The organism is Microcoleus sp. MON1_C1, from assembly GCF_036701945.1.
Taxonomy (GTDB): domain Bacteria; phylum Cyanobacteriota; class Cyanobacteriia; order Cyanobacteriales; family Microcoleaceae; genus Microcoleus.
Map to the genome: position 1 here is coordinate 59,895 of NZ_JAUBRO010000006.1, position 17,844 is coordinate 77,738.

The 17,844-nt window shown below is 44.0% G+C and carries 19 protein-coding genes; 8 read left to right on the top strand and 11 right to left on the bottom strand.

The features are described 5' to 3' along the window. Nucleotides 1–98 precede the first annotated feature (98 nt). Nucleotides 99–1,196: a 4-hydroxythreonine-4-phosphate dehydrogenase PdxA gene (pdxA, locus tag QUA62_RS05050; protein ID WP_333402744.1), complete on the bottom strand. Its 1,098-nt coding sequence runs from the start codon at nt 1,194–1,196 to the stop codon at nt 99–101. A 70-nt stretch (nt 1,197–1,266) separates the two neighbouring features. Here pdxA and petM point away from each other — a divergent pair, with 70 nt between their 5' ends. The 3 genes from petM (at nt 1,267) to QUA62_RS05065 (ending at nt 3,465) form a co-directional block, all read left to right on the top strand. Further along, entirely contained in the window at nt 1,267–1,371 is a 105-nt protein-coding gene (gene petM, locus QUA62_RS05055) for a cytochrome b6-f complex subunit PetM (protein WP_071587849.1), read from the top strand. A gap of 197 nt (nt 1,372–1,568) precedes the next feature. Next, nucleotides 1,569–2,546 carry an NmrA family NAD(P)-binding protein gene (locus QUA62_RS05060; protein ID WP_333402745.1) on the top strand — a complete coding sequence of 326 codons (978 nt, stop codon included), beginning with the start codon at nt 1,569–1,571 and terminating at the stop codon, nt 2,544–2,546. A 1-nt stretch (nt 2,547) separates the two neighbouring features. Further along, on the top strand, nt 2,548–3,465 hold the full coding sequence (locus tag QUA62_RS05065; RefSeq protein ID WP_333073675.1) for an NAD(+) kinase: 918 nt from the start codon (nt 2,548–2,550) through the stop codon (nt 3,463–3,465). 79 nt (nt 3,466–3,544) lie between these two features. On the opposite strand, the gene QUA62_RS05070 is transcribed toward QUA62_RS05065, so the two are convergent. From QUA62_RS05070 to era, 8 genes are all read right to left on the bottom strand, one after another. Then, complete coding sequence (locus QUA62_RS05070) at nt 3,545–3,757, bottom strand: hypothetical protein (RefSeq protein ID WP_333402747.1); 213 nt, start codon at nt 3,755–3,757, stop codon at nt 3,545–3,547. A gap of 338 nt (nt 3,758–4,095) precedes the next feature. Next, on the bottom strand, nt 4,096–4,482 hold the full coding sequence (locus tag QUA62_RS05075; protein WP_333402749.1) for a type II toxin-antitoxin system VapC family toxin: 387 nt from the start codon (nt 4,480–4,482) through the stop codon (nt 4,096–4,098). Continuing rightward, complete coding sequence (locus QUA62_RS05080; protein WP_333402751.1) at nt 4,479–4,718, bottom strand: DUF2281 domain-containing protein; 240 nt, start codon at nt 4,716–4,718, stop codon at nt 4,479–4,481. The genes QUA62_RS05075 and QUA62_RS05080 overlap by 4 nt, the downstream gene beginning before the upstream one ends. 427 nt (nt 4,719–5,145) lie before the next feature. Then, entirely contained in the window at nt 5,146–6,165 is a 1,020-nt protein-coding gene (locus QUA62_RS05085) for a patatin-like phospholipase family protein (RefSeq protein ID WP_333402753.1), read from the bottom strand. A gap of 5 nt (nt 6,166–6,170) precedes the next feature. Continuing rightward, nucleotides 6,171–7,160 carry a diguanylate cyclase regulator RdcB family protein gene (locus QUA62_RS05090; protein WP_333402755.1) on the bottom strand — a complete coding sequence of 330 codons (990 nt, stop codon included), beginning with the start codon at nt 7,158–7,160 and terminating at the stop codon, nt 6,171–6,173. 10 nt (nt 7,161–7,170) lie between these two features. Beyond that, entirely contained in the window at nt 7,171–9,594 is a 2,424-nt protein-coding gene (locus QUA62_RS05095; RefSeq protein ID WP_333402757.1) for a dynamin family protein, read from the bottom strand. A 411-nt stretch (nt 9,595–10,005) separates the two neighbouring features. Further along, nucleotides 10,006–11,556 (bottom strand): AAA-like domain-containing protein, encoded by a 1,551-nt coding sequence (locus QUA62_RS05100; RefSeq protein ID WP_333402759.1) that lies wholly within the window; start codon nt 11,554–11,556, stop codon nt 10,006–10,008. 182 nt (nt 11,557–11,738) lie between these two features. After that, complete coding sequence (gene era / locus QUA62_RS05105) at nt 11,739–12,650, bottom strand: GTPase Era (protein ID WP_199292477.1); 912 nt, start codon at nt 12,648–12,650, stop codon at nt 11,739–11,741. 508 nt (nt 12,651–13,158) lie between these two features. Here era and QUA62_RS05110 point away from each other — a divergent pair. After that, entirely contained in the window at nt 13,159–13,590 is a 432-nt protein-coding gene (locus tag QUA62_RS05110) for a hypothetical protein (protein WP_333215988.1), read from the top strand. A 440-nt stretch (nt 13,591–14,030) separates the two neighbouring features. Here QUA62_RS05110 and QUA62_RS05115 read toward each other — a convergent pair whose 3' ends face one another. After that, nucleotides 14,031–14,303: a hypothetical protein gene (locus QUA62_RS05115; RefSeq protein ID WP_333283670.1), complete on the bottom strand. Its 273-nt coding sequence runs from the start codon at nt 14,301–14,303 to the stop codon at nt 14,031–14,033. A gap of 252 nt (nt 14,304–14,555) precedes the next feature. Here QUA62_RS05115 and QUA62_RS05120 point away from each other — a divergent pair, with 252 nt between their 5' ends. The 4 genes from QUA62_RS05120 (at nt 14,556) to QUA62_RS05135 (ending at nt 17,149) form a co-directional block, all read left to right on the top strand. After that, entirely contained in the window at nt 14,556–15,113 is a 558-nt protein-coding gene (locus tag QUA62_RS05120) for an NUDIX hydrolase (protein ID WP_333402761.1), read from the top strand. An 81-nt stretch (nt 15,114–15,194) separates the two neighbouring features. Then, entirely contained in the window at nt 15,195–15,950 is a 756-nt protein-coding gene (locus QUA62_RS05125; RefSeq protein ID WP_333402763.1) for an ATP-binding cassette domain-containing protein, read from the top strand. Between the two features lie 53 nt (nt 15,951–16,003). Continuing rightward, entirely contained in the window at nt 16,004–16,465 is a 462-nt protein-coding gene (locus tag QUA62_RS05130; RefSeq protein ID WP_333402765.1) for a DUF29 domain-containing protein, read from the top strand. Between the two features lie 33 nt (nt 16,466–16,498). Continuing rightward, entirely contained in the window at nt 16,499–17,149 is a 651-nt protein-coding gene (locus tag QUA62_RS05135) for an ABC transporter permease (protein WP_333402767.1), read from the top strand. On the opposite strand, the gene QUA62_RS05140 is transcribed toward QUA62_RS05135, so the two are convergent. Next, nucleotides 17,136–17,771 carry a DUF1802 family protein gene (locus QUA62_RS05140; RefSeq protein WP_333402769.1) on the bottom strand — a complete coding sequence of 212 codons (636 nt, stop codon included), beginning with the start codon at nt 17,769–17,771 and terminating at the stop codon, nt 17,136–17,138. The two genes, QUA62_RS05135 and QUA62_RS05140, sit on opposite strands and share 14 nt — an antisense overlap. Nucleotides 17,772–17,844 lie beyond the last annotated feature (73 nt).

A 17,844-nucleotide genomic window follows, 5' to 3' on the forward strand; every position in this document is an offset into this window, starting at 1 on the left:
TTTATCGACCGAAGGAAATTACCAGCTTGCTTGCCGCCTCACCCCAGCGACAATCAATAGGAATGACACAATTTCTCCAAGCGTCAGGCGTACTAAAGCTATCGCCTTATTTTAACTGCTGTTCTGCGACTAGCCAACTGGGCCGCCAACTGCAATGCTGCCTTCATGCTGGAGGCATCTGCAATCCCCTGACCTACAATATCAAAAGCTGTGCCGTGATCCGGAGAGGTGCGGACAAAAGGCAAGCCAATTGTAGTGTTGACTGCTTTATCGAAAGCCATCAATTTTACTGGAATCAACCCCTGGTCGTGGTACATTGCCAAGTAACCGTCGTGAGCTTCCTTGGCTAAACCGTACCAAACTTTAGCCGGTTTTACCCACAGGGTATCGGGGGGGACTGGCCCGTCTAACTGCACTTGAGGAAAGCGATCGCGCTGCGTTTCCAACCAAGGTATCATCCAGTCTTGCTCTTCATTTCCCAGTTTGCCATTTTCGCCGCTGTGAGGATTTAAGCCAGAAATCGCAATTTTCGGTCTTTCCAGCCCAAAATCTTCCCGCAAACAGTCTATCAGCAATTCTAGTTTTTCACTCAGTAATTCGGGACTCAACGCATCGGGGACTTGACGGAGGGAAATATGTGTGGTAGCCAGTAAAGTTACGAGCGTCCAGCCACTGTGGGGAGATGTGGCGGCAAACAGCATTCCGAATCGCTGCGATTTTGCTCTTTCTGCGAGGAGTTCTGTTTGTCCGGGATAATTGTAACCGGCCGCCTGCCAGCAAGTTTTGGAAATCGGGCCTGTCACGATGGCGGAGAATTCGCCGGCGATGGTACGGGCGATCGCGCTTTCCATGTAAGCAAAGCTAGCCGCCCCGCTAGCTGCACTCCCGACACCAGGGACAATTTCGCCCCACTTGCTGTCTGGTTCGATATCAATAATGTTTAATGTTTCGGGATTTGCCGCTTCTGCTGCTGGATTGCTCGATCGCAACTTATCGTAAGTTTCCTGCAAAACTCTCCTAGAACCTATAACCGTTGCCCTCAAACCAGCAGCGGGATCTGCCAATGCCTTGAGAATCACTTCCGGGCCAATTCCCGCCGGATCTCCGAGAGTTACAGCTAGTTGTGATTCCCGATCGAGACTCAAGGCAGTTTTCTCCAACAAAATACAGCAATTTCGGCACTGAAATTTTAGCATTCATGTACCTGGTTGCCCCAAATTATATTATCTTTATTTCATGCGATCGCCCAATTGGACATATAAAATCATGAATCCTGAAATTTTCACTGCAGCCTTTTTGTCCTTTTCCCTAATTTTCGTGGGTATAGGTGGAGGCTTCCTCCTGCTCAAATTGCAAGGCCGCGAAGAATAAGTTTTTTTCAACCAATCCTTCAGAAGCCTTCTACCTTCTGCCTTCTAGAGTCTACTTTCTGCCGAAAGCCAGCATTCTGCCGAATATCTCAAGCCTAAAATGAGAAAATTTCAGGTTTTTGTTAAGTTTTTATAACAAACTTAACAAAAACCTGATACCATCTTATTGAAAGTTTAAGATTCATAATTAATCCCTAGATGACTTTATTGATTTTAGGTGCCACCGGCACTCTCGGCCGCCAAATAGTCCGCCGCGCCCTAGACGAGGGCTACCAGGTGCGCTGTTTAGTCAGAAGTTACAGAAAAGCTGCATTTTTGAAAGAATGGGGCGCTGAACTCGTACCGGGGAACCTTTGCCAGCCAGACAGTCTGCCTCCGGCCCTAGAAGGCGTCAGTGCTATTATCGATGCAGCAACAGCGAGTGCAGCCGATTCTGTCAGCATCAAAAGAGTAGACTGGGACGGAAAAGTATCGCTGATCCAAGCAGCAGCAGCAGCAGGCATCAAGCGTTACATATTCTTTTCCTTTCTCGATGCGGAGAAATATCCCCAAGTCCCCTTGTTGGAAATCAAGCGCTGTACCGAATTGTTCTTAGCAGAATCCGGTCTAGACTACACAATCTTGAGACCTTGCGGCTTTTTGCAAGGACTGGTGAGCCTGTATGCAATGCCGATTTTGGACAATCAGGCAGTCTGGCTGCCCAACAAGCCATCCGCCCTTGCCTACATGAACACTCAGGACGTTGCTAAATTTGCCGTCCGGGCCCTTTCAGTTCCTGAAACCGAGAAAAAAAGCTTTCCGGTGGTGGGGAATCGCGCTTGGGATGCTGACGAAATCGTGCGGTTGTGCGAACGGCTGTCAGGGAAGCAAGCCAAAATTACGCGCACCCCAGACGCCTTGTTGAAGGCTACTCGTCAATTTGCTAAGTTCTTTCAGTGGAGTTGGAACGTAGCTGACAGATTGGCTTTTTCAGAAGTTTTGGCAGCCGGAAAACCCTTGAAAGCTCCGATGGATGACGTTTACAGTGTCTTCGGAATAGACCCTAAAGAAACTACTACTTTGGAGTCTTATCTCGAAGAATACTTTAATCTGATTATGAAGAAGCTCAAGGAAATAGAGTACGAGCAGCTTAAAACTAAAAAACGGAGTAAACAAAAAATGCCCTTTACATTTTAAAGTGCCGAAAGCAGGAATTATATACAACGATGTTAAACCTGTGGCTTGTCGCATCGCCGCAGAGTTGGAAGACAAGCTGACTGCCCGCGGCTGGGAGGTTTGCTCGGTTTCTGGTTCCGGAGGAATTCTGGGCTATTCTAGCCCCGATCGCCCGATGTGCCACAATCCGATCGAACAACTCGTCCCCCCCGGTTTTGACAGCGACATGGAGTTTGCAGTGGTTTTGGGCGGCGACGGTACGGTGCTGTCGGCATTTCGCCAAGTCGCTCCGATTGGAGTGCCGCTGCTGACTGTCAATACCGGTCACATGGGCTTTTTAACAGAAACTTACCTGAACTTGCTGCCGCAAGCTTTGGAAAAGGTAATCGCCGGAGAATACGAAATAGAAGAAAGATCGATGCTGGCGGTGCGGCTGTTTCGAGAAAACGACTGCCTCTGGGAAGCCCTTTGTCTCAATGAAATGGTGCTGCACCGGGAACCGCTGACTTGTATGTGTCATTTTGAAGTGGCGATCGGCCAGCACGCCTCTATTGACATTGCTGCAGATGGAGTCATCATCGCGACTCCCACAGGATCGACTGCTTACGCGCTTTCTGCGGGTGGCCCTGTGATCATTCCCGGAGTGCCGGTGTTGCAGTTGCTGCCTATTTGCCCGCATTCAATGGCTTCGCGGGCTTTGGTGTTTTCCAACACCGAGCCGGTCAAGATTTTGCCGGCAAGTCCGAACCGCCTGGTAATGGTGGTAGACGGGAACGGCGGATGTTATGTTCTGCCTGAAGATTGGGTGCAAGTCGAGCGAGCTCCGTACCCAGCCCGCTTTATTCGCGTGCAATCTTTTGAGTTTTTCCACATTTTGCGGGAAAAATTGGGCTGGGGCTTGCCTCACATTGCTAAACCAAGTTCGGTTGAGTTGCCTTGATAGTTGTTGTTGACACTCCCCGACTATCAAGGTACGGGGATTGTTGGCTCAACCAGTTGGCTTGCTCGTAGATATCATATCAAGTCCTAGCTGTAGGAGCTCGCAATTCCCGTTCCCGTTTTTCACCGATTGAAGGGATTTTGATTTCTTTATCTGTTGATAAATCGTAGAATAAAGCAGCAATTAGTGTTGGTAATGTAGCCCGACATTTATCCACCGGAATCCTTAATTCTCGATCGAGCTTCCGAATCATCTCCAAAGTCAGGCAATGTTTGCGAGATAACGCTCCCAATCAGTGGCGGTAGCTATCTCAGGACTCAGCACAGCGACTCTCGTCCGTCCGCTGCATTGGGGTTGTTATATTTCGCCTTCATTGCCTCAATGCTGATGCCCTTTCCTTCTCGGCAACTTGCAAATAACCTGACAGGTCGTTTTTGACTTCATCAATCGGGACTTGCTTAATTCCTCTCTCCTACCGAACTCGGCTAACCACCTCATTGCCTCCGATTTCTCTCGAAATGGAGTTTATTTCTATTCCCTATTCCCTAATTTACACAAACATTTTTTGCAGCAAGCCTTTTTTGAATTATTCGGTGCGCTGAATCTGTTACCCCACTGCTTCGGTTTGGGTCATGGGGACAGGGGAGATTGATATATTTGTAAGCCTTCGATAAAGCGAAAATCTTTGAGGTTTAGGGTATAAAGGCTAATGTTATGGGTTAGGGCGGTGGCGGCAATCATGGCATCGGGAATTGTGAGTTTATGGCTTAGGGAATATTGCGCCATGAGTTGAATGAATTGCTCTGAGATGGGTCGATCGATGGGAATATTTTGAAGTAAGTCGAGGTGTTTTTGAATGCGGTTGAGTTCGTTTTTGTTAAGTGCGCCATAGTACAGTTCTGCTCTAGTGATAATGCTAATGGTTAAGTTCTGGCTGCCGATTTGTCGTAGTTCTTGAATGATGGCGGTATTGTTTTTATAGAATTCGATGAGAATATTGGTGTCACACAAAATCATTGGTTTTCTTTGCCCCATGCGTCTTTGCGAATGTCGTCTAGAGTGATATTTTTTTCTTCCCAGATTCCGGCTAGCTCAAAAAAGGATTGTTCTTGATTGGAGTCATCTTTTTGTGGTTCTATCGTTTTAGTTTTGCTGGCTTGAAATTCTAGAAATTCGATAAATTCAATAACTTTATTGCGTTGTTCGGGGGAAAAATGTTGGATTTTTTGGATTGCCATTTCTAGGGTTAACATGGGTTTCTCCTTGGTTGTTTTTGGTACTATTTTAACGATTTACACAAACATCTTTTTTTGGGATCTACTAGCTTGTTGCACGGGTGCGCGATCGAAGCGTATCTATTGATTCTACCAATTTTCTGTAGGTCAAGCTCTCGATCGAGCTTCCGAATCATCTCCAAAGTCAGGCAGCGTTTATGAGATAACGGCTAAAGTGAGTGGCAATAGATCGCCTTTCAACTCAACTAAAAAATATCATATTTTGTCCGCTCCAATGATTTGTTATGCCCTGGTCGCTTAACAATCATTTGTCTTTGCGATAGGACGCATCCTCAGAGGAATCGCCAATAACTTCCCTGGACTACAGCCGTACAATAGTCAAATCCTGAAAAGGTAACTGGCTAAAGGTTTGAGCCTATCGGGATAAAAATTGTACAAACCATTGTCATACTGGATTATCCTCCGCAAGAAGTTGAGTTGAGTTGATTAGAGCATCTCTGGATCTGCGCTGATCTCCTATTACTGTAAAAGTGCGGATAATATTATCCATACATCGCCTTGCGTCAGCATAACCTCGTCTCTTTAATTCAGAGATTCTTTCAGGACTAAAATCTAATAAAGCAGAACCTTTTCCTATAAGAAAAGCATCCGATTTATTAATGGACTGCTCAGGACGGATCTCAATAATGGTTTGATCAGGAAAATCATATCGATCCCATGTTAACCCATTTTCTAAATGAATAACTATTGCATGGGTACAACCCTTTGCGGCTAAAGCTCCTAGTGGGACATTATCAGCAAGTGCGCCGTCTATATAATTCTTCCCATTAACTTGCCGTTTTGGAAAAGCTAGCGGTATTGCAGCACTAGCGAGAATTGTATTGTACAGAGTCTCGTTATCATCACAATCTTGAACGCAAAACCAATCAGCCTTTGTACCCATACGGGATCTAAAAAAATCTATTGCTGCTAGTAATAAATCGTTGTCTATATATGGAATGTTAAGAGAAGGAAAAGCGGTGATCCAGAGTTCTGTACCATTTCGCAACAGATCGGGTTTTACCGCTTGACGGAGAAAAATTTCGATTGGTGCTGGATTAAATATTGATTTTGTATCTTCTAGAATACCTATCTCATAAAGAAATGAAAGCATCCATTCTCGGAACATTGGAACAGTTGATTGCAAACCATAACTTATCAGTGGCTTCATAAGTCCAGCATTCGGGCGTAAAATCTCTGCTTCACCTAAGTCTGTCCAAAGTTGCTCTAATCGTTGAACTGATTGGCTAAAAGTCCCATTAGAAGCAAGCACTGCACCATTGAGAGCACCAATACTAGTACCAGCAATAATATGGGGATTTAGTCCAATTTCATCAAGGTATTTAAGAGCGCCAACTTGGTAAGCTCCTTTTGCTCCACCGCCTACCAAGACGAGTCCAACTGTAGATTTATTAGGATAGTTCATATAGTTTAGAAGGTTCTGGAAACTTTACCTAGACAATCATCAGCAATTTCTTCGACTATGTATGTAACTAACTCCCGTATTTCGAGCATTCGAGGGATTGATTCAATTTGCTGACGACATAGACCGATCGCATGACGGGCAGGGTTGTTAGGTCTACTTTCTTCTGGTAGCACATACATTTCTAAAGTAGTACCAATCGTAAAAATATAAGGAGTATTTAAAATACGGTGAGGATGAATAGAACGGACTTCAAGCAAGCTTGCTGCAAGGTCTACATCTTCTTTTTGTAATTCTTGACAAGAGATAGTTAGCAACTCACCGAAACCGATTAGTCCTTTAGGCATCTGCTTACTTGCAGTAACAATTTTGTTGGTTAAAAGCTGCCGATATTTCTCTCGATCATCCATTTGTAATTCGTAAAGTGAGACTGAACTAGAAAATACTTCTTGTGTGAGCAATACAATTTGAATTAACCAAGGTAGATTTTGATAAGTTTGTTCAGATTCCCAAGCTGCAAAAATACTATCAATATCTTCTTTGGCTGCCACGCGGATCTCTAGCTGGCGAACTTTTGCTTCTAATTTATCAATGCGATCTCCGAACTGTTTTGCTAAACTTTCCAGTTGAAACCCCAATGCTTGTAATACTGACTGCTGAGATTTTAACAGTCGAACAGCATTACGGACTTCTAGAAGCGATCGCTGTGTCTCTGTGAGAGCAACTTGAGAAATACTTAACGAGTCACATAGTTCCAAGACCCAATCTTGAAGAGCTTCTTGTCCAGCAATTAGATTACCATCTAGAATTAATCTACGTTTTTCGTTACTTCCATCAAATTTGTCGAAAAGCTTGCCGAAAAAACCTCGACTCTTGCGGTAGCGCAACATATCTTTGCTAACTGATAAACCATTAACTAAATCGATCAGAGCTTTATCCCCAACCATGGGAATTCTACGTTGTAATTCACACAGCTTTTGAGTAGAAGGATAGTACATATATCTTGACTTATTTATGTTGTGCCAAAAGATGCTCGGTCAAATCAAGATATGAACTACACTTTTTTATAGATTCAGTTGCCTCTGGAACAATAGTGTTCAACTCGTTTACAAGCTGATCCTTTTCCTCTTTTAATAGCTGTTGATCAGATTGTGCTTGTCTCAAGCTATCCCGATAACTACCCAAGTAAGTATCAAGATTGTCAAAGAAAGAATTAACTTTTTCTTTAAAATCTTCCTCAAGATATTTGTTAATTCCTAAACGCAAAGCATCTATGCTACTCTCAATTGAGTGATTGATTTCAGGAATCAATTCTTCTAAAGAAATTGTGTAATAATTTTCTTTGCGATCAGGCTTTTTCCTTTGTTCGTCTACTTCAAATTCAACAAACCAAAGCCAATTCCAAAAAGATCTCTTTTTTACTTTAATAGTTTCATATCCTTGGTCAACCATACGAGAATTATTTTTGATTCTTGGACTTGCAAAATTTATTCCATCTGAGTCAAAAGATGGGGCAGGGAAGGACAAATCAACGTTAAAATTCTGATTGAGTCTGGCTTTTGCCTGATTGATAATTGGCTTCGTCTCTTGATCGAGGAAATCAATCAACCCTCTTCGCTCCTTATCGATTTCTTGTTCAATTCTATCTTTATAACTTGATAAAATAGTTTCAGATTTCTGCTTGGCATAAAGAATAGATTGATTTGCAAATTTCTCAGCTTGTGCCTCAGTAGAAAACTCAAAGACTCCCGATGGTTTAAATTCCAAACTTCTAAACATCTTAGAGATCACATCAGGGAAAAGAGGTAATGAACTAATTGGCTTTAATAAAAATTTTCTTGCTTCTATATCTAATTTTTTTAGCGAATCAGCTTTCTCATACTCCTCTTTTGCGAAAAAGTCTTTAAGGTTTACCAAAGCACTTTTCCTAACGATTTCTAGAATTCCATCAAGATTTTTCTGGAGATTGAGTCTAACCCTTTCAACTTCCTTAAGTTTAATTCGGCACATTTCAAGACGCTTTAAGTCTGCCTCTAATGCCTGAACTTCATTGCGTAATTTTTCACCGTCTTGAGAAATTGCGCTACTTCGCAAAGATACATCATCTTTTAATTCATTCAACAGCCCTCGACAATAGTTAAGTGCTGACTTCATTGCTAGAGGGGCGGCTCTTTCCATAAGAGCATTGATAGAGCGATCTAGGAAAGTTGGAAAACCTGAGCCTTCCCAGATAAAGTCCGCTTCCTCTTTAAGCTTTTCAATATTGACAGTTTTAAGCTTATCTTTCCACCGTGTTCCCAAGGTTTGTTCTGCTAAAGCTCTTGCAGAATTATTAGTTTTGATATCCATATCTTCATTATTTTGGGCTTCTGTTAAAAAATTTGTCGCACAGAAGGCCCATCTTGCAGCCACTTCAAAAACGCGATCAGTATCATTTGGATTACCAAGCTCCAGATCGGCTAAAACGAATTGCTCTACCTTTTCCGATGTCATTGGATCATTTTCAGTCCGTTGATCAACCTTGTTGACCAAAACATAGAGATTTTCTTTGCCTAATAGCTCAATTATTGGTTTCACTTGACGCTTTATATCATCCGCAGCTTTGTTATTTAGCTGTGTAAAGTCAAGAACAATGAGAATAATCGAACTATTCTTTAATTGCTCTTCAACAACGGCTGACAGTTTGAGATTTTCTCCTGCTTCATTCGGTCCTGGTGTATCTACAATCACTAAGCTGCCAAGTAGATCAGCCTGCTCCTCTTGTTTTTGCGATCGCCAGAAAGGAGTTTCAATTCTTGGTAAATCTCGGATTCGTGCAAGTGGATCTTTCGTTGGCTCAAGTATAGAAGCCAAACGTACTATGTCATTTAGGGCTGTCAATACTCTCTTAATTTCATCAGTACCCTTGACCTGCTCAGAATTTAAGAATCCATCAGTAGTCTCAACTTCCTGCAATAATTCCTGTAAATGAGGATGTGTGGCGATCCTTTCTTGAGTTGTAGCCATTCCTTCATCACGAATTTTTCCTTTAATTGCTTCCATAGTTATATTGAAAGCATCACCACAATCTTTAGGGACAATTAATATAGGCTCTGTAAGATCTTTTTTAAATACAATTTCTGTAGGCAGAGTAGTCATTGCTGCCGCACGGCTTGGCAAAAGGTCGAATCCAACAACAGCATTGATAATCGTAGATTTGCCTGCCTTCATCGGGGCAACAATAGACATGACTAACTCAAGCTCTTCTACGTCATGCTTCTTGCTAGCTATTTGCCGTTCAAATTCTGCGTATTTTTTACCAGTACCATCAGATTTAAGCGCATTGCTGGCACGCCCCATTAGACTTTCAATTTTCTCTAAAAGTCCAATAACATCATTCTGTAAATCCCTAACCGAAACTTTCTTTAGCTGCTCAGAATAGTTAACTGCCATGATTTCCTCTAGGTATTGAACACAATAATTCTGACATTAGTATTAGTATGAGGTCTTGCGATCGCCAATAACTTCTCGGAACTTACCAAGGAAGCCGATTATCTTTACTTGCCCAATCTCTGATAGAAACAGATAACCTCAACGGCGCGAGCGGGTTTAGGGATAACTTATAATTGTATCGCAGTTGCGGTACCATACTGGATATAATCGAATAATACCGCAGCTTGATGATGTATGTCAACCCGTTCTTACTCCCCATCGGAATCTCCTTTCCTCGATAGAGTTCGCCACACGATTTGACTCAATCACTTAAGCCGTTGCACTGAAAAAAGCTATCTTTATTATATTTTAGATGAGAGTCGATCGAACACTGCGGCGATCGCCACAACCAAAACATTTATCACAACTTCTTCACGCACGAATAACTGTAACGGTTCGCCCCATTGGTGTCAGATGAATTTCAGTATTCAGTCGTTCTTCTAATTCGATCGCATTCTCGCGCCGATCGAATATCACCAACCACCCTTCATCTTGTCCCAATCGAGCCAAATATCCATCTAACTGTTCCAAACCTTTACTCAACGGATCGACTTTCCGAGTGCGCCAAACCTTCAGTTCAATTCCCAATGTTACCTCACCATAACGCAGACATAAATCCATTCTGTCGCGTCCGATCGCATATTCCCGTTCCAACGTTCCCCCACCATTAATCACCCGATGCAGAAACGCCATCAACACTAAATGCGGTGCAATTTCGGGATAAGAAGCACTTTTGAGTAACGGTTCACCATGTTGCAGCCAAAACGCGAGAAACGCTTGCAGGAGTGCATCTGGTAGTAGTTCGCCGCGATCGTTCAACCAACTCGGACGGATAATCGGTAAACTATCTTGCGGCCCTTGCGCCAAAACTCGCGGCAACACTTCTCGATAAATCGGATTGGCGATGACTAAACCCCCGGCTGGATCTCGTTTGAGCAAGCCCAAATCTACGAGGTATTGGCGATCGTCATTAGAAGATTCTGGCAATTCTCGTCCGGCTAGCATCGGCTCGATAATGGCTTTGACTCGGTTTTCTCGCAGTCGTTCTGCCAAACTATCTAAATGCGTATCTTGTCGTTTTATGAGAATTTCTTTGGCTTCTAAAATATGTTGTGGTGTAATTTCTATAGATTCATCTGTTACTAATTCTTCTACAATTTCCTTAGCTAAAGCATTCACTAACCAAGGTTGTCCCTGAGTCAGTTCAAAAGCTAAGGCTACCGCTTCAGGTGTAAAAACTTGTCCGGTATCTTCGGTATGTTGCGCGTAGAGTTCGGCGACTTCTGAGGCATTAAAATCTCTCAGAGTAATCGATCGCACTTTAATATTAAACGGACTGGATGTATTGAGTCGATCGCTTCCCCCCGCAGCCACTTTGTAATCGCGAACATCCCGCAAACCAATTAAACCCACCGATTGCGGAAACGCTTTCGGGCGATTGGGATAACCATCGCGTAATTGGCCCAGAATAGAAATCAAAGCTTGGTCTTGTAGTGCGTCAATTTCATCGATGAAAACCACCAAAGGACGAGATGAAACTTGTGTCCAAGCTTGTAAAGCAGCCCGAATTTTCTGTCCCGATTGCATCGCTGTCCAGTCAGGCGGTTGCAGTTCGAGTGGGAGACGGACGGAACTGTTATCTCGCCAAGCCCCCAAAATAGCCTCTTCTGCACCCGCAATGTCTTGACTGAAGGGTGCGCCGACTTCTACCGACAGCATCACGGCGGTGTATTGTCCGCTTTCGGTGAGTTGTTTGGCTAACGCCAGCATAGCGGTGGTTTTCCCCACTTGCCGGGGTGCATGGATGACGAAATAGTTGCGTTGAGCGATTAACCGTTCTAAGCTTGGTAAGCGTACCGTGGGCGACAGTGCGTAATGAATGTCTTCTTGGCATGGGCCAGCAGTATTGAACCAACGCGGCATAGGTCAACTGGGGCGAATGGGGCTGCTCTCAGTTTAGTGTACTGTTGTTGGAAAGGCGTTCTAGTTGTTAAGCGGGGGTTTGTATCGACTCTCCGGCCCCGATGAAACTCTCTGAGAGCGAAAGTCGTGCTCGATTCTTGATTCATAGAACGGAAGAACCCCAACTGCCAACTGACAAAGTTTCACTCTTCCACGCGATAGCCCAATTCCGCCAAACGAGTGCGGGACTGCCGCCATTTCGGCTGCACCTTGACAAATAATTCTAAATACACTTTGCCTTCAATTAACTTTTGAATCTGTTCTCGCGCCGCACTGCCGATCGACTTGAGCATACTGCCGCTTTTACCGATTAAAATGCCTTTTTGGGAATCCCGTTCGACGTGAATTGTCGCCAGAATGCGAGTAATTTTTGCTTCTTCTTGAACGATGTCGATCGCAATTGCTACGGAATGCGGCACTTCTTCCCGCGTCAGCAGCAAAATCTGTTCCCGAATCAATTCGCCCATAATAAAACGTTCCGGCTGGTCAGTCACCAAATCTGGCGGGTAATAATAAGGCCCAACCTCCAAATGTTCGATTAACAATTGTTGCAGCGGCTCCACACCCTCGCCCGTGAGAGCCGAAAATTTCACTACAGGCCACTCAGGATTGACAATTTGCTCGTAAGTTCGATCGATCAACACGGAATCCTCCGGTTGTTCGTCCAACTTATTCATCCCCAAAATCACCGGAACTTTGCAATTGCTGAGAATTTCGACAATATATCGATCGCCCCCTCCCGATTCCACCGAACCATCCACCACAAACAGCACCACATCCACCGACTGAATCGCTGTGCGGGCATTCTGCACCAAAACCTTGCCCAATTGGTGGTGCGGCTTGTGAATTCCGGGAGTATCTACAAAAATAATTTGTGCTTCAGGTGTCGTCAGGATGCCCCGTAGCCTGTTGCGCGTCGTCTGAGACACCGGCGAAGTAATTGCAATTTTCTGCCCCACCAACTGATTCATCAGCGTTGATTTTCCGACATTCGGGCGTCCGACAATACCCACAAAGCCGGATTTGTAACCCGCCGGAGCTGCGGGAACCCCCATAATGTCCGATACGTCGATAAATTTACTATCTTCCACTAAAATCACCTATTTTCAAGCCCCTTCTCTGTCTATTGTCGCCTGAAAATACTCAAACGCCCATTGGTGCACTCTAGCATCTTTCTCGCTTTGGTATACCTTGCAACAGTCAAAGCTCGATCGAGCCGCAAACCAGTGTTAAAACGTGATAGGCGATCGGCAAAACTTGATATCTGAGACAAAATTTGATAAAGTTCCAATGACATCGCTCAAAAATGAATCATTCTGGTAAAACCGACTCCCAAATGCTGTAACAACTTCAGATGTGTAAATGTCTAACTCAACTGAAACTATTCTACAGTTTGTCAGGCCAACCAGTTATAACATTTTTGAGAATGTTTGGTAATAAATTAGGTAGGTTAAACTCAAACTCAAAAGCTCAATATCATGAGGCGCTTTTTTCATAAAAGCTACTGTTTTTAGAGCCTACCTAATTAGTGCTAATCGTCATAAAGTTGAGGAGATGAATCAGATGAAATCGAAATTATTTTGGAGTTTTTGCACCGTTTTGGTAGCCAGCCTGCCTGTTCCTGGGTTGGCTCAAACAAGCCCTCCCACAAGCCCTCAAGTAGATTTTGACTACAAGGGTGGCTCAATGAAATACCAGTTGCTACCGGGCAGAATCCAGGACAGAACCTTGCCCAGAGCCTTTGACTTTCCAATTATTACCAATGTTGGTACTGACACTAGCATTACCTCGGATTTCCTAATTACCGATCAGTTTCGCGCCCCAGCGGGTCGTACAGAATACACCGGAGCTCTCACCGCCTGGGCAACATCAATCAGAGAATGTCTCGCCAAACAGCCTCTCTTGATTCGAGCCAGCACTAAGAACCCGGTTCGGATTAATGGCAGAGCAGGCACGATTGTTAGAAACGTAAATAACCGTGCAGTTTGCAAATAAACCAGCCATATCATGACGGCTAAATTGACCGTAATTGCTGTAAGGGCGGGTTCACCAATATCTTCCATGCGAGCATCAATACAGTAAACCCGTCACCGCAGCGATATTGGGGTCAATCGAGACCACTTGATATAAGTTCCGCTATCTACAGATAAAAACTAGAGAGTGTTTTTGAACAAAAAGAGCAATAGGTTTTCTATTGCTCTTTTTGTTAGCGAAATTTCAATTAATATCTATTAGGACTTATATGATGTCCGCTGGAACGACATCATATAAGGGGTTTGCAGAGAGGAATGCAAGTCCTTATCAAACTTTGAGGACTTGCATTCCTCACTGCAAACGACATAATTACGCAGAAACCAGCTTTTGTCCAAAATATCCCGTGGAACCCGAGGGATATGGATTTTAACACCCGGTTTATGAAAGTTTGTCTGCGTAATTCAGGATTTAGTAGCGCAAAATTCATGTGTACTCAGTAAAATTTCGCCATAATCAGGAATCCAAGCTAGCCACTTGTCATCAGAACATTCACACAACAGCCACGCTTCGTCAAAGCTGAATGCTGTTGGCGGATTGAACAATTTAACCCACATAGAAGGAGCCAATTTTGGTGCAGGTACGGCGCAGCCAAATTTTTCCCAGTCGCGGACACTGGCGAAGCTTCCTGGCGTTGCTTGGGATTGCCAAGTACGAATATCTGTTTGCAGTTGCATAACTACTCCTTTTGAGCTAAGAGCCTGCACCAGTGCCTGGTTGAAACAACCCAGAGCGAAGGCGCAGATAAACTTTGATTCTGTAGTGTATGTTACCGAATTATCTAGGCGAATGTGTAGGGTTGTAGCAAAAATTTACAATCGAGAGGAAAAAACTGGTTCAAAGCTGAAAAGGTCGATCGGCTATTGTTGCGCTCGGCAACGATCGCCTACCATAGCAAACAACATCTGATTTATTTAAAAAATTCCGACATGAACCAAACTGCAAAATCCCACTGGAAAACTCTAGACCGCTTTGTAGAAATCAACTCTCGTTGGGTAAAACTAATCGCGGAACATCTCGAAACAACAGAAGGAAAAACAGTAGAATATTGGCGAGTAGAAAGAGCAGATTCAGTTGTAATCTTGACCATTCAAGCTGACAAATTGCTGTTTCCCCCACCGATGTATCGCCCCGGTGTAGCAGAAGCAACCCTGGATTTTCCCGGCGGTCGCGTAGAAGCCGAAGCCACGCCAGCAGCGGAAGTTCCAGCTATACTCAAAAAAGAGCTAGGCGTGACAGAAAGCGCGATCGCCCGCATCGAACCGATTAACACCGTCGGCTGGGCAATAAACAGTTCCTTCTCCAATCAAAAACTCTACGGTTTTGTTGCAGAATTGCACCCTACAGCAACAGTAAACCCCGAACTTATCGGTGCTGAATATCCTGTCACCCCAGACGGAATTCGCGACTTGCTCAAAAAATTAACTTGCCTCCAATGTCGAGCATTACTGCTAGAATGGCAAAATCAAGTCGAGTTTAGATTTTAGATTTTAGATTCTAGATTAGGAATTGTTTTTCGAGGGTCGCCGATTTTAAGTTGCTCAAAACCAAAATCACCAAAACTAATCATGCCTCTCAATAATGAAGTTGCTGTCGAATGCCTCGACGTTACATATCGCCTCAACCGCAGGCATTTAGTAGACAAACTCAATTTCAAAGTGCTGCAAGGAGAAGTTTTAGTATTGCTGGGACGAAGCGGGAGTGGTAAAACTACCACCATGAAATTGATTAACAATTTACTAACGCCAAGCAGCGGTGAAGTTCTTGTCATGGGAAAACCGACAACTCAGTGGAACCCCATTCAACTGCGTCGAAAAATTGGCTATGTGATTCAAGAAATCGGTTTATTTCCCCATTTTACCGTCGAGCAAAACGTCGGTTTAGTGCCGAAATTGGAAGGTTGGGAGGGCGATCGTATTCAATCTCGCGTCCGGCAACTGTTAGAATTAGTCAACCTCGACCCCCAGCACTTCGCCAAACGCTATCCCCATCAGTTATCCGGCGGACAGCGACAGCGGGTAGGCGTCGCTAGAGCACTGGCGGCTGACCCTCCGATATTGTTAATGGACGAACCGTTTGGTGCTTTAGACCCGATTACTCGTTTGGAATTGCAGCGAGAATTTGGTCAATTGCAGCAGCAACTCGGCAAAACTGTGATTTTTGTGACTCACGGCATTCAAGAAGCTTTTTTGTTAGCTTCTAGAATTGGTTTGATGCAAGATGGACGGTTGATTGAATTGGCATCGCCCGATAATTTTCTAAAATCTCACCATCCAGAAGCTCGCGCATTTCTTGAATGTTTGCAAGTAGCTAGATTTGAATGATATTAGCAAAAGTTTGATAATATAGTTTTAGTAACTAAGCTGATAATCAAACGATGCACAGTCTTTACGAGACAGACTTCTATGCTTGGACGCAAGAACAAGCCAAGTTACTTCGCAAGTGTCAGTGGAGTCAACTTGACTTGCCAAATTTAATTGAGGAGATTGAATCTTTGGGCAAACAGGAACGTCAAGAGCTTAGAAATCGTTTGAGCATTTTGCTGGGACATTTGCTGAAGTGGCAATATCAGCCCCAGCAGCGGAGTCCGAGGTGGCTGTCTACACTTCGAGTGCAGCGGCGGGACACTCAGAGACTGATACAAGATAACCCCAGTCTGAAACCTTACTTGCAAGAAGCTTTCCAAGAAGCTTATCAAAACGGTAGAGATTTGGCTGTAGGAGAAACAGATTTACCTCTCAAAACATTTCCTCAAAACTGCCTTTACACCTTAGAAGAAATTCTGGACTCTCGCTTCTATCCTGGTGAACAAAGTCCTGAAATGGAAAATGATTTATAAGATTGACAGCAATCAGGAATAACCAATTACCCGATGATAATTTTTATCAACCGCTATGGCGCTGAGATAATTCAGCGCGCCACCGAGCATTTATATTTAGTAACTGTTGCAATTTTTATCGCTATTAGTGTGGGGATTCCCCTAGGGATTTTAGTCACCAGAAAACCAAAATTGAAAAAGCCCATTTTGGGATTTGCTAATATTATGCAAACAATTCCCAGTTTAGCTTTGTTTGGCTTGCTAATCCCGGTGCCGGTAGTGGGTGGAATAGGCGATAACACGGCAATTATCGCCCTCACTCTGTATTCTTTACTGCCAATTATCCGCAATACTTATACTGGTATTGTCGGCGTCGATCCAGCGATTACGGAAGCAGGAAGAGGCATGGGGATGACTGATATGCAACTGTTATGGCAAGTGGAAATTCCCCTGGCACTGGGCGTGATTCTGGCGGGCGTGCGAGTAGCCACAGTAATTGCGATCGGACTGGCAACCATTGCGGCTGCAATTGGTGCCGGCGGCTTGGGCGTATTTATTTTTCGCGGCGTTGCTACCGTCAACAATCAGTTACTTTTGGCTGGGGCAATTCCGGCGGCTTTAATGGCCTTAGCTGCGGATTTTGGGCTGGGTTTGGTAGAAGCGCGCCTCTCGAAAAGTACCTTAAAAACTATTAATGAGGACTAAAATCCTGGCTACCTTCCGTCAGCGTTGTCACTCTCTGCGAACCAGAAGCAGTCGCAGGATTTGCTATCAGATTGCGGATTTCATTTGAGCGTTCAATGTACTCTCGATCGCTCAAAACAGGTTGGCTTCCCTCCCGCGAAATAGCATCTGCCAAATCGATCCAAGAACGGCAACCGCCGTATTCAGGAATGTAGGGAATTTCGCGGCTTTCTGCAAGGCGATAAGCCCGCAGCAATAAAATATAAATTGGCTGATTTTGTTTCCATTTCAGGCGATCGCTGACAAATTTTTCATTCCAAATATGGTAAGGAAATAGCGCATTAATTGCCGGTTCCCAAGCTACCAAAAAAACATCGGTAATCTCAGCCCAACTGCCAATTCTAATATTTTCCGGATGCCAACCAGATTCTACAGTTTTTACCTGACTCGCAAAATCCGGTTTTAATAAATCAGGCTGTTGGTGTTCAAAAGTTGGATACAGCAAAACCTGTTTCTCATTGACATTGAACTGTCCTGCTTGCTCGCGAATTCCCCCCTTCCGCAACAGCACAATCGTTTGACCTTGTTCCAAAGCATTAACTGCTACATTCCATTCTTTCAGCGCCCTAGTAGTTGATTTCATAGGAATTTAGTTGAGTTTTAACAATAATAACAAAAATCGGTATTTTCAAGCAAGTACAGCCATTTTTTCCTGT